11 protein-coding genes are annotated in these 14,874 nt (G+C 52.3%); 1 reads left to right on the top strand and 10 read right to left on the bottom strand.

The window, feature by feature from the left end:
• Positions 1–49 precede the first annotated feature (49 nt).
• Positions 50–886: an endonuclease gene (locus tag EVJ32_RS00055; RefSeq protein ID WP_131455769.1), complete on the top strand. Its 837-nt coding sequence runs from the start codon at positions 50–52 to the stop codon at positions 884–886.
• A gap of 440 nt (positions 887–1,326) precedes the next feature.
• Here EVJ32_RS00055 and EVJ32_RS00050 read toward each other — a convergent pair whose 3' ends face one another.
• From EVJ32_RS00050 to EVJ32_RS00005, 10 genes are all read right to left on the bottom strand, one after another.
• Positions 1,327–2,718: a flagellin N-terminal helical domain-containing protein gene (locus EVJ32_RS00050; RefSeq protein ID WP_131455767.1), complete on the bottom strand. Its 1,392-nt coding sequence runs from the start codon at positions 2,716–2,718 to the stop codon at positions 1,327–1,329.
• Between the two features lie 233 nt (positions 2,719–2,951).
• Positions 2,952–3,890: a carbamate kinase gene (gene arcC, locus EVJ32_RS00045; RefSeq protein WP_131455765.1), complete on the bottom strand. Its 939-nt coding sequence runs from the start codon at positions 3,888–3,890 to the stop codon at positions 2,952–2,954.
• Positions 3,883–5,286, bottom strand: coding sequence for a YlbE family protein (locus EVJ32_RS00040; protein ID WP_131455764.1), 1,404 nt, complete (start codon positions 5,284–5,286; stop codon positions 3,883–3,885). The genes arcC and EVJ32_RS00040 overlap by 8 nt, the downstream gene beginning before the upstream one ends.
• Positions 5,279–6,832: an acyl-CoA synthetase FdrA gene (gene fdrA / locus EVJ32_RS00035; RefSeq protein WP_131455763.1), complete on the bottom strand. Its 1,554-nt coding sequence runs from the start codon at positions 6,830–6,832 to the stop codon at positions 5,279–5,281. The genes EVJ32_RS00040 and fdrA overlap by 8 nt, the downstream gene beginning before the upstream one ends.
• Positions 6,792–7,646, bottom strand: coding sequence for an oxamate carbamoyltransferase subunit AllH family protein (locus EVJ32_RS00030; RefSeq protein WP_131455762.1), 855 nt, complete (start codon positions 7,644–7,646; stop codon positions 6,792–6,794). The genes fdrA and EVJ32_RS00030 overlap by 41 nt, the downstream gene beginning before the upstream one ends.
• Entirely contained in the window at positions 7,646–9,190 is a 1,545-nt protein-coding gene (locus tag EVJ32_RS00025) for a xanthine permease (protein ID WP_131455761.1), read from the bottom strand. Before EVJ32_RS00025 ends, EVJ32_RS00030 begins: the two co-directional genes overlap by 1 nt.
• Entirely contained in the window at positions 9,183–9,878 is a 696-nt protein-coding gene (locus EVJ32_RS00020) for a cysteine hydrolase family protein (RefSeq protein ID WP_131455760.1), read from the bottom strand. The genes EVJ32_RS00025 and EVJ32_RS00020 overlap by 8 nt, the downstream gene beginning before the upstream one ends.
• Positions 9,844–11,406 (bottom strand): xanthine permease, encoded by a 1,563-nt coding sequence (locus tag EVJ32_RS00015; protein WP_201740677.1) that lies wholly within the window; start codon positions 11,404–11,406, stop codon positions 9,844–9,846. The genes EVJ32_RS00020 and EVJ32_RS00015 overlap by 35 nt, the downstream gene beginning before the upstream one ends.
• Positions 11,407–11,655: 249 nt before the next feature.
• Entirely contained in the window at positions 11,656–13,194 is a 1,539-nt protein-coding gene (locus EVJ32_RS00010) for a PucR family transcriptional regulator (protein ID WP_161568760.1), read from the bottom strand.
• Between the two features lie 62 nt (positions 13,195–13,256).
• On the bottom strand, positions 13,257–14,546 hold the full coding sequence (locus EVJ32_RS00005; RefSeq protein WP_131455757.1) for a methyl-accepting chemotaxis protein: 1,290 nt from the start codon (positions 14,544–14,546) through the stop codon (positions 13,257–13,259).
• Positions 14,547–14,874 lie beyond the last annotated feature (328 nt).

Genomic DNA, 14,874 nt, shown 5'->3' with positions numbered 1-14,874 from the left:
ACGGGAATAAATAAATTACGGCTACCAATTCGTAAAGGAGAGAGCATCGATGGACTGGGAAGGACTGTCAGAGGAGCAAGTCGCCATATTAGTCGCGAGTATTTTAGGGGATGGGGAAATCACGAAATGCTACGTGTATGATCGACGCGTGAATAACAGCTACCGCGAACATTTCAGTATGGGACAACTGAGTTACCGAGAGTGGAAGCAACAAAGACTTCCAGATTTATTGTATTTACGCGGCAACAACCTGGTATCTCGTTCGATTCCACTCATGACGAAACTGTTTCCATTATTCTATCCAAACAATAAAAAACTGATTCCGTTCGAATTGCTCGAAGACATTCGTCACCCTTCATTTCTGCTTACGCTCTATCTTGATGACGGTTCCCTACTATTGAGCAAACGGTTCAACCACAACAAAAAGGAAATTCAATTCACACCACACATCGCCTTGTACTTACAAGCTTTCTCCAAAGAACAGTTAGAGCGATTGGCAGTTTTCTTATTTGAACGCTTTAACATCAATGTCCGGACGTCAGGTACGCCGAGCGGGACGGGCTATTATCTTAAAACAACTAAAGTCACCGATACATTTCACATTCTTGATGTGTTGAAGTCTTATCTGACTGAGTTGCCAGACTTTGCATATAAATTGGATTGGGGGACGCGCTTAGCTTCAGAAATCGCTCACTACAAAATCTCACATCCCGATTACACCGTCCGGGTATCAATCCCAGCCCGTCCATATTCAAGTGAAGAAATCACTTTATTGATTGAATGGAAACACCAAGGAGTCACTGACCGTGAGATTGCCCGGCGCTTGAATCGCACATACTGGTCGGTCGTCTATAAATGGCAAGACGTGAAAAACCGTGAAGCATAAGCTCCACGGTTTTTAGTATAACTTTTAAATAATCAATTGCTATATTAACGGAGCAATTGAAGTACAGCTTGCGGCTGTTGGTTTGCTTGCAGTTCCCCATATTTTTCAATATGGACCAGACTATATCTTCACCCTTTTACAATATTAATATAAAATCATTAATTATTGTAAAATAAGGGCTGGGCACTTCCCTCGCCGTTTACGAGGTACGGATCTCATAACCATGGACTGTAAGTCGGTAGGTCGTACATCCTAGTCGTTGAACCTTCATCACAGTTTCCTGACAGATGCTTGGCTGCTGATTGTCCAATCCCTTCCTTTTTTCAAAACGTTCACGCTCACCGTTTCCAGTCACGTTGTCGTAAGGAGGGCTCTAAGGAGTTCCAGCAATTCACCCAGTGGTACTCTTATCCGTTACCAGATAAGACGCCCGTAAAATCTTACCGAAGAAGTTGAAGAACAGCTTCTGGTTGAGATTTAGATTGAGCCATCATTGCTTGTGCAGCTTGGTTGAGGATGTTGTTCTTCGTAAAGCTCATCATCTCTTTCGCCATATCCACGTCACGTACACGTGATTCAGCAGCTTGGAGGTTTTCAGCTCCAACACTCAAGTTGTTAATTGTGTGCTCGAGACGGTTTTGCACAGAACCAAGTTTTGAACGTTCTCCAGAAACTGACTTGATTGCATTGTCAACAAGAGTAATAGCAGAGTTAGCACCTGACTGTGAAGTTAGATCTAAACCAGCGATTCCCAAGTCTGATGAAGACATGCTTGAGATACTGATAGAAATATTTTGATCAGCATTTGCTCCAATTTGAGCAGTCAAAGCATTTTGGGTTACAACTACGTCTCCCCGTGCTCCAGCAGCAGCAGAGGCAGAAGTGTTAGTGAGTGTAACTGAAACACCAGTAGCCGCTCCACTACCTGTCAATGTAGTACCTTTTCCGCTAGCAGCAACACCGTTGATTGTACCAGCTACATCAACTCCGATATCTGAAGTATCTGTTGTTGCATCTGCAGTCAATCCCATAGCAGCAGTAATTGCGCTTGCTTCAATAGTGATTGATTGATCAGAACCGTATTTCAATGAGTTTAAATCAATACCAGTAGTAGCTGCGTCTCCGTTTGCAGTCAAACCAACATTAGCACTGTTAAGTGCATTAATGAAGTTTGTAGCAGTCGCTTCAGCATCACCAGAAACAGCGTTAAAGTTAATGTTTTGGTTGTTAATTTTTACTGTTTGTGCGCCATCTAAACCTGCAGTAATTGCAGCATCTGTGAACGTGCCGCCATCAGTAGTTGCTTGTTCAGCTGCTACAGTTGTAGCAACTGTGTATGTTCCCGCTGCTGCTTCCTCACTAGCTGAAGCCATCAACACGTTGGCATTAGAACCAAAGTTTGCTTTACTACCAGACTCACCATTCAATAGCTTTTTAGTGTTAAATTCTGTCGTTGCCGAAATGCGATCAACTTCAGAAGTTAATTGTGAAATTTCTTTTTGAATTTCATTTCTATCATCCACTGTGTTTGTATCGTTTCCTGATTGAACAGCTAATTCACGCATACGTTGAAGGATTGAATGTGTTTCATTCAAAGCACCTTCAGCAGTTTGAATCAATGAAATTGAGTCTTGTGAGTTACGTGTCGCTTGATCAAGACCGCGAATTTGCCCACGCATTTTCTCAGAAATCGCAAGACCAGCAGCGTCATCGCCAGCACGGTTGATACGAAGACCTGAAGAAAGTTTCTCCATCGATTTACCAGTCTGTGTTGTGTTGAAAGACATGTTACGGTGTGCGTTCATTGCGTTCATGTTATTGTTAATAATCATTGTAATTTCCCTCCATAGGTTTAAGTTTTTTCCGCTCTTCCAAATCCATTTGTCCGAGCATACAAGGTTTAGGCCGGCCCCTTACCTTATATTAGTTGGCAACGTTTTTGCGTTTCCATCCTCTATATCGGAGTCATCTCGATTCTGTTTAGTCTTTTCAAAAAAAAGTTACACGTTTTGATTATTATTTTTAAATTAAACAGAAAAGCGACCCATCACTGGACCGCTCCTCCTCACTTCACAGCTGTTCTAGCTTCATCCACAAACTTTGTCCCCGTCTTTCCATGAATCGCCTCACCCGCTCGCTCGAGCGACGTGATGATCGCTTCGCGTCCGAAACGAGATGTCACGAAAGCGAGTGCCGCTTCCACTTTCGGTAACATGCTACCGGGCGGGAACTGCCCGTCACGAATGTGCGTCCGCGCTTCTTCCACCGACAACATATCGAGTCCACGCTGCGTCGGCTTCCCAAAATCGACGGCGACTTGATCGACGGCCGTCAGGATGAATAAGATGTCGACGTCGAGCTCGCGTGCCAGCAGTTCACTCACCCGGTCTTTATCGATGACCGCATCGACTCCGACGAGTCGTCCCTCTTGTTCAATGACCGGAATGCCGCCTCCACCGCCAGCGATGACGATATGACCAGCCGCAACGAGTGTTCGAATCACTTCGATTTCAACAACTTCTATCGGTTCAGGCGATGGGATGACGCGTCGGTAACCACGTCCAGCGTCCTCGACAAAGACCATGCCTCGTTTCTCAAACCGACCTGCTTCATCTTTCGAATAAAACTGCCCAATCGGCTTCGTTGGATTGGAGAAGGCGGGATCTTCTGCGGCGACGACGGTCTGCGTCACAATCGAGGCGACTGCTTTGTCGATATTTCGCTGACGCAACTCTTCGCGAAGCGCTTGCTGCAAATGATACCCGATGTACCCTTGGCTCATCGCCACGGCTTCCGCCATCGGGACGTCCGGAAGCTGATCGGCTTCGTCGAACGCCTGATGGATCATTCCGACTTGAGGACCGTTCCCGTGCGCGACGATGACCCCGTGCCCCACTTCAATTAAATCGACGATCGAGCGCGCCGCTTCCCGGACCAGTTCAAGCTGCTCGGCCGGGTTGTTACCGAGCGCGTTCCCACCTAATGCAATCAGTACGTTAGACATGGCTGACCTCCTCTGAATAGGCTTTCAACGCTTTTGTGAAACAACCGAGCGGCGGATGGACGATGCCGGCCCCGACTTGACCGATTCCAGCCTCACGGTGTGCCATCCCGGTATTGATGACCGGAAGCACACCCGTCTCGATGACTTTTCGAACATCGATCCCGAGCGGTGTGCCACGGAAATCGAGCGTCGGGATCGAGTACGTGTTGTTCTCGTCCTCTGTGATCGTATACATCGCCCGCGAATAATCGAGCGCGTCCTCGACGGCCCCGCCGACGAACTGGACGATGGCCGGTGCCCCGCCCATGGCAAACCCACCAATCCCAAGCGTCTCGGTGATGGCACTGTCGCCAAGGTCCGGTGCCGCATCTTCGACTGTATAACCTGGGAACAGCAGTCCTTCGACATAGTTCGCCGGTGCCGTGAACCAACCGTCGAGCCCGCTCACGCGAATGCCGAAATCGACGCCGTTCCGGGCCATCGCCGTGACAATCGTCGATCCTTTGATGCCGTGCCCGGCCTCAAGCGACGCCTTGGCTGCCGGCATCGACAAGTTGAGGAAGTAATGCTCGTTCTTTTGAATGAACGCGAGCGCTTGTTTCCGGACGTCGTCCGTCATGTCCGCCGCAAGGAATGCCGGTAACATGTCCCGTAAGAACAAACTCGTCGCCGCCTTGTTGCGGTTGTGGCACTCGTCTCCCATATGGAGCGCTTGGGCGATCAAGGCACGAAGGTCGACCGCTCCCGAGACATCGAGCGCTTTTTGCAACGCCGGCATATACACTTTCTCGATCCACCGTAATCGCTCGAGCACATCATCCGAGAATGCCCCGAAGCGGAGCACTTTACCAAGTCCTTCATTGACCGTGCAGTAGGCCCTGTTGCCATCGGTAACATTTTCAATGATGTGAACCGGCATCGACGGCGAGATAACCCCGGCCATCGGTCCAACGGCGTCATGCTCGTGACACGGGGCGAATTCGATGTCACCAGACGCCGCGAGTTCACGTGCCTCGGCTTCTGTCGTCGCTAGACCTTCATATAAGAGGGCCCCGATGACCGCACCTTGCATCGGTCCGCACATATCACACCATTCGACGGGCGGCCCGGCGTGCAAGATGAGATGCGCGTGCATCCCTGGAATCTCATAGCGGGCATGATTGATGCCGACGAGCATCGGATGCGCCGCTTTGATCTTCGCGACGGCCTCGGCATTCTTTTCGTCTGTCTCGCTCGTGTTCAGTTGATCGAGGACGGCAAGCAGCGAAATGTCCCCGCCGGCAGGCGGTGACCAGTCATATTGAACGACATCCGTCCCTTGACGATCGATGTCTTTTGAGAACGTAGACGCACCGATATTAATTGCGTGTAACGTTGAATCAAACAAGTTAGCCATGGATCTCCACTCCTTTTTTGACAATGGTACAAGCGATTTCGACCGCCTCCGCGTTACTTCGGGCGACGTACGCACCAACCTGTTCAAGACGGCGCTTCTGATCGGCATATCCTTGTTTATCTGTCTCCGTGCCGCAAATGTACGTCACAATCGGTAAAATGCGCCCGTCACGCTTTGCGATGTTCTGTGCTGCTTTCAACGTTTCAAGCGTCTCGCCGACCGGATCGTCGTGTGACCCATACCCGAGCTCGAAATCGAGTAAGAGTACCCCGCACGTCGGATCAGCCGCTTCTTGTAAGATACGACCGTTCCGGAGCGCCGGTTCAATCATCGGGTGAGGCTTACCGACCGTGAACGCGTCATCCCCGAGGTCGACGAACGTATGGCCCGTGCTCGTGAAGACGTCTGGCATTTTTTCTTCTGTCCGTTTCGCGACGTTACTCGTGAGCGGGCTGACCCGGTCCCGTAAAATCGACAGTGCCTCGGCCGTGAGCGTCCCTCCACAGAACAGACCACGAATGAATCGCTCCGTCCCTTGTGTCCGGTGTACGACACGGCTCCATGTCAATGCCTCGTCTGAGACGAGCTCCACTTCAAGATTCGAGTCATACGTCCGGGCTGCGGCGAGCGCCGCCTCGAACAACGTCGTCGTGAACGTCACATGTTCCGGCAAATCAGCGGGCGCTTTCCCGTCAAGGAGACAGAGCACGACCGGTTTCGTCGCACGAGCGACCCGCTCAAGAATCATCTGTTCGACTTCTGGCGCAGGTGGTTTCGAAATGACGACGAGCACGTCCGTCGACTCGTCCGCGAGCAATGCGTCGATGCCTTGCCGCATCATGATGCCACCGATGTGACTCGACAAGTCACGTCCCCCTGTACCGATCGCTTGCGACACACCGTAGCCGAGACGGTCGACTTGGACCATCACTTCTTGGAGTCCCGTGCCAGAGGCAGCGACCATCCCGATGCCACCTCGCTTCACGTCGTTGGCGAAACAGAGGCCGGTCCCGTTGATCATCGCCGTGCCACAGTCCGGTCCCATGACGAACAGTCCTTTTCCCGCGGCGTATGTCTTCAAGTCGCGCTCATCTTCGACCGAGACGTTGTCACTGAACAACATGACGTGGAGCCCTTGTTCGAGCGCCCGTCGCGTTTCACGTGCTGCGAACTCACCGGGTACCGAGATGACCGCGAGGTTCGCGTCCGGACTCATGTCGAGCGCCGCGCCGAAAGTCGTCACACTCGTTTTCCCGTTTCGTTTCGTCGCTGTCTTTTTAGCACCAAGCGCCTCATCGACTTCTGCGAGGATCGATGGCAGAACGTCCGCCTCAGCCCGGCACGCGATAATCAAGTCGGCGTCCGTCGCCGTGCTCGCCTCTTCTGTCATGAGTCCAACGTTTTCAAGCAATTCTTTGTTCATCGGAGTCGCCATCGAAACGATGACTTCCTCGACCCCGTCTCGTTTCTTCAATTTACCTGCGAGTGACATGAGCGTCACCGAATCATGATATGTTCTCTTCTTTATGATCGTTTGATGATCCAAGTTTCCCACTCCTTTGTTCGATGAGTGCGGCGTGGACGCCCGTTAAAAAATCGGTACCTGACGTGGAGCCGATCTCAAGCACACGTTTTGCCGCTTCCTGCATGGCTGCATCTGTCAATTGTTCAAAAAAAGTAAGTACTGCTTCATTCGTCCGTCCATGATAGGCGTGACGCAACATGTGATAGCTGACACGCGTCGTCTTATCCCGACTCTCAAGCAGCGCGCCCCATCCAAGTTCAGGTACTCTCCCGAGTATCTGGTCTCCGAGTATTTTACCGCTCACGAAATCGTCACCTGCGGGCGTGAGTCCAGGCCCGAGCCCGATTAATCGTTCGAGACGGCCTTCCTGCATAACCTGATCGATGAATCGTTCTTCCGCGTTCCAGTGGCCGGTCGCCGTACCCTCCATCATTTTCTGATAAGGACGGAGCATTCCGCCTGCTTTCCCATACGTCACGAGAAACGTGTAGAGTCTATCGATTGAGGCATCGTCGAACTCGCAAGTCTTGACGAGAAGGTTGACAGGTGTCGCCTCAAGCGACACCTGTATTCCGTTCTCAAAGGCGAGTACTTCTCCAAAGGTGACCCGGTTGCCGATATCAGGTGCGACCGTTCGAAAATCAATCATCTGATTCAGTTGAATCATGTCTGGCGCGAGTGGACGCCGTGGCGTAGAGATGGCAATCAAGCGATCGCCCTCGAACAACTCGATGTTCAACACGTTTTGAAAGACACTGTGTACATAGCCGACTTGACCGTTCAACCGAACGATATCAAGCGCTTCATCTCGACGCCCCCCCTCGAGCCGCAACATTATGACACCTTCTCTTGCTCTACAACTTGGTCCTCACTCGCCCGATAGTAACTGAGTCCGACGAGACCCGCTGCTGCGACGAGGTAGCCGATGGTCACATCCATCCCGACGCCAATCCCAATTTCAGCACTATGGATGATGCCGAAGAAGGAAAGGAGTGCGGCAATCCCTGCGTAGACCGCGGCGAGGCGGAACTTCTTATCGATAATATAGATGACGATCGTCGCGAGGAGCATCGATACCAAAATGTCTGCCGAGCCGAGCGTCCGCCATCCGAGATAAGGGATGCCGTTCGCGGCGAGTGTCGCATAGCCGACTTCTTGAGCCGATGTCCCGATGGCGCCGAGCGTATTGTTGATTTGGGTGATGATATAGCTGGCGACGAACGGCATGAGTGCGATAATGAGCGCCGGGATATGCCGTTTCTCCGTCTCCCCGAACGCTTGTGCCCCGATGACCATCGCGATGTAGACGAGAATCGGCAGCAATGCGACGAGCGGAATGACGGACAAGACGAGCGGGAGCAACCCGAGGAAGGCGAGGAACATGACCCCGACCCCGGTCGCGAGCGAATACCCGACACGTGCCCCGGCTTTCTTCCAACCTGGATGGCCGATATAGATAATCATCGGGTAGACGCTTCCGAGTACGGCGCCGACAAGTGTGAGCAAACCTGGAACGAGCATCGTTACGGTCGTCGGATAATGGTCCCCGTCCGCCGAGGCACTTTCGATATTGTCGAGGCTCTCTAGGAAGTCATAGATCGCGAGCGGGATCGCAGCCGGCAAGAATGGTGCGAGCAAGGCGAATCCTTCTGCGAGCAAATCAAATCCGAAAATGGACGGGAATGCGACCGAGAACCCGGCTGCGGCTGTGCGGACCTCATTGAAGTCCATGTATCCGGTCGCCCAAGCGAGCACCATCCCGACCGCGATCGCCATGAGACCGGCCGGCATATTTCCCGGGAGCCGCTTGTGGGCGAGCCATCCGGCGAGGACGATGACGAGTGTCAACAGACCGATGTAAGGTGTCGTGTACACTTGGCCGAGCGGGTTCATAGCGATGTAGGTGAGCGCGATCCCCGCGAGCGACGCAAGCATCGCCGAGCGCGGAATATACTTTTGAATGAACGGTCCGATGAACGCACCGAGTGTCATGATGAGTCCTTGGACGATATTCCAGGCGACCCCGACCGCCCAGGCGATCATCCAGTCATTCGTTTGAACGTAGACTGGCAACATGACGGCGAAGGCGACGACAAAATAGTGCGGGACACTAATCCCGTATGGCATCGCCGTGACGTTGTCACGGCCTTCCCGTTGCGATAGGCGACGAGCCTGGATAGCGAGAATGATCCCGCCAAGCCCGACCGCGACAGCCGTTGCCGGTACGATTTTTCCGTAGACGATATCGCCCGGCATGTTGATGGCGAACACGAGTAACCCGATCGCCGCCAACAAGTTCGTGAGCACGTTACTGAATAAACCGAAGAAGCCGTTCAAATCCCCTTTCACGAACCATGGGGTGACGTGTCGGTCATTCATGGTCTCCTCCTCCAATCGCGTTCAAGAATTCACTAGACGGTGCCGTCCAGCCGAAGATGCCCCCTTGTTGGTGAATCATGCGAATCGAGTCCTCGTGGTCTTTCGGGTCAAACGCTGCCGAACAGTCTTCAAGCAACAGACACTCGTAACCACGGTCGTTCGCTTCCCGGATGGTCGTCTGCACACACACGTGTGTCGTCACACCGCCGACGAGGAGATGGGTGATCCCCTTTTGCTTCAACACGTCGTCAAGTTCTGTATTGTAGAAAGCACCTTTTCCGGGTTTGTCGATGATCGTCTCTCCATCCAGTGGTTTCAACTCATCGACGATGTCATGCCCGTATTCGCCGCGGACGAGGATACGTCCCATCGGACCTTCATCACCGATGCCAGCGCCTTGCTTTTTCCCGCGATTCAATTTGCTTGGCGGGCAGTCCGACAAGTCCGGCACATGTCCTTCACGCGTATGGATGACGGTCATGCCGGCGGCACGTGCCGCCTCGAGGACACGCTGCGTCTGTGGAATGATCGATTGGGTGAGGGTGATATCGTTTCCGAGTTTTTCACCGAATCCACCCGGTGCACAAAAATCGCGTTGCATATCAATCAAGACGAGTGCCGTCGACTCAGAGCGGAACGTAAATTCATAGGGTTTAGCTTGCATGATCATTTCGGTTGTCGTGTTCATTGTTAAGTCCTCCTAGTTGATGGGTTGATTTATTTTTTCCGACGATGTGAAACAGCACTCCGATGATGACATAACTGAGGGCCATTCCGTTGTTGACAGCGAAGCCGACCGTTTCCTCATGGATGATCCCGAAGAAGGCAAGGATTGCCGCGATGAGGCTCGTGAATGCAGCCTTCGCGAAATCTCGGTCGATGATAAAGACGAGGATACTTGCCCACAGCACGCTGACAAGAATCGCACCCGCACCGAGTGCCGCCATTCCTTCATAGTTGAGACCAGCCGCGAGAATCGAAGCGTAACCGACGGTCGACGCATCTGTTCCGGCCGCGTTCAACGACGTATTGACGATGTTGTGCCCCCAGTTCGCCACCCAAGGAATGATGGCCAAAATGATGGCCGGGGCGTAGCGTGGGCTCGTCTCCTGGAACGCCTGGGCACCGATGATAAGACCGATATAGATTAGGATCGGTAAAATCGCGACGACTGGGATGATGGCGTATAACACGGAAACGATGCCAAACCAGGTCAAGACGAGCATCGTCACACCAGTCATCCACGAATAGCCAAGCCGTGCCCCCGCTTCTTTCCATCCGGCGTGGCCGATATAAACCGCAATCGGAAACGGGCTTCCAAACGAGCTCGCAACGAGTGTCGACGTGGCGTCGAACACGAGTGCTTGCCGCGTCGGGTATTTGTCACCAGCGACTTCCGCGCTCTCAAGATTATCGATCGTTTCCATGAAGTTATAGATACCAAGCGGCACAGCCGAGGCGAGAAACGGAAGGGCGACCGACCATCCATCGAGAAGACGCGTGAGCGAAAAGGTCGGTGCCGACAAATTGACCGCTGCGAGCGACTCGCTCACCTCGCGCACATCCATCACCCCGCTCACCCAACCAATCAACGTACCGACAACGATGGCGACGAGTCCGACCGGAAGGCGGAACGGCATCTTCACTTTCCCGAACCAACCGAGCAGGATGATGCTAAGTGACACGAGTCCGATATACGGTACATCCCACGTATCCATCGCGGGTGCCATCGCGATAAAGGTGAGCGACACCCCGGTCAGTGTCCCGAGCATCGCAGGACGAGGTAGCCATTCCCGAATCTTCGGGCCAATCAGCGAACCACTCATTGCGATCAGGCCGTTAACGAAGCACCAGACGAGACCGGTCGTCCAGGCGAGGTACGGGTCTTGTGTCTTCCAGTACACGGGACCCATGATCAAAAAGACGATCAAGAACATGTGCGGGACGCTGACGCCGGTCGGTAGCGCTGTGACATCCGTCCGCTGTTCCGCCTTGGCCAGACGAACGGCCATATACGTATAAAATAGACTGCTGACAAAAATGGACAATCCGACAGCGGGCAATATTTTACCGTATACGAGGGCGACCGGCAGACCGATGGCAAGATGAAGCAACCCCGCCATCACGAGTAGATTTGTTAAATTGTTGGTGAATAGGCCGAAGTATCCGTCCACATCTCCCCTTGTCCAATATTTGATACGAAATGGTGAGTCCATAGGCATGACCTCATTTCTTAATGATGACTGCAAATTCGCGAATTATTGGTACACCCTTAAAGTAACACCGACGCTTTTATCAATCATTGTCAACAAAACACGAATGAAACGCTTTCATTTTATCAACTATTGATAATAGCCTTTGAAATGGCTCAACCATGCTTGTTTACCTACTTACCACTTGATTGCTGTCACACATTGTACAAACAAAAAGACGAATCGTCGCCATGAAATGGCCAACCATTCGTCTCAAAGACGGCTTTTCAGCAAGTGATGGGCTTGATAGGCCACATAATACTCGCTCATTTTTTCCCCGTCGTTTAATTCCAACCCTAAATCTTTCAACCGCTCGATACGGTAACGCAACGTATTGTAGTGTATGAATAAGTGTTGGGATGCTTTTTGAATGTTCATTTGGCATCGAATCAGCATAAGCAACGTCCGCAACAACTCTTCTTCACCTAAAATCGGACCGATCCGACTCTCCACAAATTCTTGAAGCGACGTCTCATCCTGGAGCTCGAACAGAATCGAGTAGACGCCGAGCGCATCATAGGATTGCACAGGCTCGGTATCGATCGAACGCATAATTCGTAACGCTTGACGCAATCGCTCATACTCGTTCGCCACGTCTCGTAAATGGTCGACTATCCGCGAATAGGTGATGATCACATCGTACCCTGCTCGTTCAGCTTGGTCGTAAATGTAGTTCCCGATTTCTGCAAGCGATTTTTTCTCCGGTTTGTTTAAGAAACAAATCAAGCTGTCCTCATAATAAATCACTTTATGTACGAAATCTCGCTCGGCAAACCGTCCTGATAACCAGCGTTCGAACCGCTCAATCGTTTCATTTCCCGAGAATGCGAGCGAAGCTTTTCGCTCGACGGCAATCATACCGAGAGGCAACGTCAATTCCCAATTGAATGTATTGGCGCGTCGGATGACTTCCTCTTCGCTCCGGAACCTTCCGTTTAAAATATCTCGTAAAAAAGCATCTAAATAATTACGTTCTTGCTGAACGATGGCACGTTCTCGTTGAAAATCGAGTGCGAGTAAAATCGACGCCTGCTCCATCGCGACGTGAATATTCGAATTTCGCTTTTCTGCGACATCTAAAGCAATCAATTCCCCGAGCTGTTCCTCACCGACCCGAATCGGTTGCCGGATGACTTCGTCGAGACCGAATGTCCGGTTCCCTAACGTCATCGTGGTCTCATCCCGTTCGAACGGCTCATCTGAAACCGACTGGGCGAGCAGTTCCCCATATCCCGAAAATAAAAAAACAGGCATTTGAATCATACCGGACAATACGGTGACAAACGTATTGATATGGGCCCCGTTCAGTAGTAATCGCATCAGCTGTTGATGAATCTCATCTCGAAACTTCAGAATCGAGTTCTGTTTTTCTAACAAGACTTCGAGGACGGCGTTGCTCAATTCAGACAAATTCGCATCTTCCGTCAGCACGATGAGCGGAAAGTCGTTCCGGTCGGCCGCCTCAATCATGACTTCCGGGATTTCCGTGACGTATCGGCCAACTTTCACCGCAAGACCAGCCAGTCCTTTTTCAGCCAATCGCGGAACTAGTTGTTGCATCGCCACTTCGTTACCCGCAATCGGATAAAACGTAGTCAGCAATAAATTCCCTTTTGAGACGTATGGCAAAATATCAGGCACTTCCATGAATGAGACGTTGTTCACGCCCCGGTTCATCCCGTTTCGACCGGCGATGACGGTCGCCCCAGCATACGCCGGGAGTGACAGGACTGCTTCCACATCAATTTTCACGAGACATCCCTCCACCTGTAGTGTAGCAAAAAAGCGCATGCATTTCGCATACGCTTTAAGAATTACACTTCCGTCTTCATTTGCTCCGTCTCGTTCTGCAAACTCTCCGCGACACGGACGAGCTCCGTCATCGCACCGTTCACTTCGCCGAGGCTCGCCGCCTGTTGGCTAGCAGCCGACGTGACTTCCGTCGCGTAGCGTGACGCTTCTTCGACCATCCCAACGATACCGGCCGAGTTTGTGACGACCGAATCGATCTGTCCACGTGACTCATCAAGCAATGCATCGACCGAATGGACGTGGCTGTACACTTCGTTCGCCGAACTGTGGATCGTCGCGAACGCACCGCCCGCCTTCTCGACGAGCCCGACACCCGTCTCGACTTCCGCTTTCACGTTCGCCATCGATGACGACGTGTCGCCAACCAAACGTTTGACGTCGACGATCAAATCTGTGATCTCTTGCGTCGAGTTCGCCGTCTGTTCGGCGAGCTTTTTGACTTCCGCTGCGACGACCGCGAAACCGCGTCCGTGCTCACCGGCCCGTGCCGCCTCGATCGACGCGTTAAGTGCGAGCAAGTTCGTCTGCGCCGAGATGTCACTGATGACGTCCGTGATGCGTGAGATCTCACCTGTCTTCTCCGTCAATTGACTATTGAGTGTCGACGACTGTTCGACTTTCCCAGCGATCGCATGCATCGCGTCGACTGACGTCGAAGCAAGACCTTTCCCGCTCTCGGCTTCTTGTTGCATCTCGCTCGCCGATTCGAGCGCCGAGCCCATCTCTTTACGGATGTTCTCCATCGTCCGGGCGACGGCACCGAGCAGGTCCATCGAGCTGTATGTCGCGTTGACGTTATCTTCAAGCATCTTGTTCAAGGCGTTCATCGCCGAGCGGATACTCTCGCCGGCCGTGTTGCCTTCTTGGACCGCTGCCGCGATCTCTTGCGCGGAACCCGTCAATTGGTCCGCCGTATAGCGCATGTTCGTCCCTTGTTCCCGCAGGTGTTCGACCATGTTGTCCATCGACAGAAGCAGACGTCCCATCTCCGAGCGGTCGCTCGTCGTCTCACTTGCGAACACGACCGTCAAGTCGCCGTTGCCGACCTCGACCGCCTTGTCTGACGCTAACTCGATCGCTTTAAGCGGGCGACGGGCGATCAAGTAAATGACGACCCCACCTAGTACTGAAATGAGCAAGGCCACAGCCGTCCCGACGAGCATGACCTGACCTTTAGCTAGTTCGAGCTCAGTCAATTGAAGCGTGATGAACCCGACCGCCCCGCCTGTAATGAACGATGTGACCAATATCCAGGCGAGCAGTTGAGTCGTAAAGTTTTTAAATACTTTCACTATGAGTTCCTCCTCTGTGTAATTCATCACCTACTATATCGTCCACTTGGAAGCTTTTGTATAGCGTTTTCACTTGAAGTTTTGGTCAATGAAAAAAACGCCCTCGCATTCGAGAGAGGGCACTGAAAAACTTCAAATGATTTTAAGCAGATGAGCGTCGTCCCGGATGGGATGACGCTCATCTGCTTTCATTGCCCTTCGAGCCGCCCTGTCCGGCACGCCGCTTTCCTGGGGGCGGTCAGCGAGCCGCATCGCGACGATGTCGCTGCTGGGTCTCGCCTTGCCCGCTGTTCCCCCGGGAGTCGGCGTGCCCTCGGGGCGACGCTGT

Origin of the sequence: Exiguobacterium sp. SH5S4 (assembly GCF_004337045.1) — a bacterium.
Classification (GTDB): domain Bacteria; phylum Bacillota; class Bacilli; order Exiguobacteriales; family Exiguobacteriaceae; genus Exiguobacterium; species Exiguobacterium aurantiacum_A.
The sequence above is the reverse complement of the archived record's forward strand: the minus strand, read 5'-3'. Positions and strand labels throughout refer to the sequence as shown.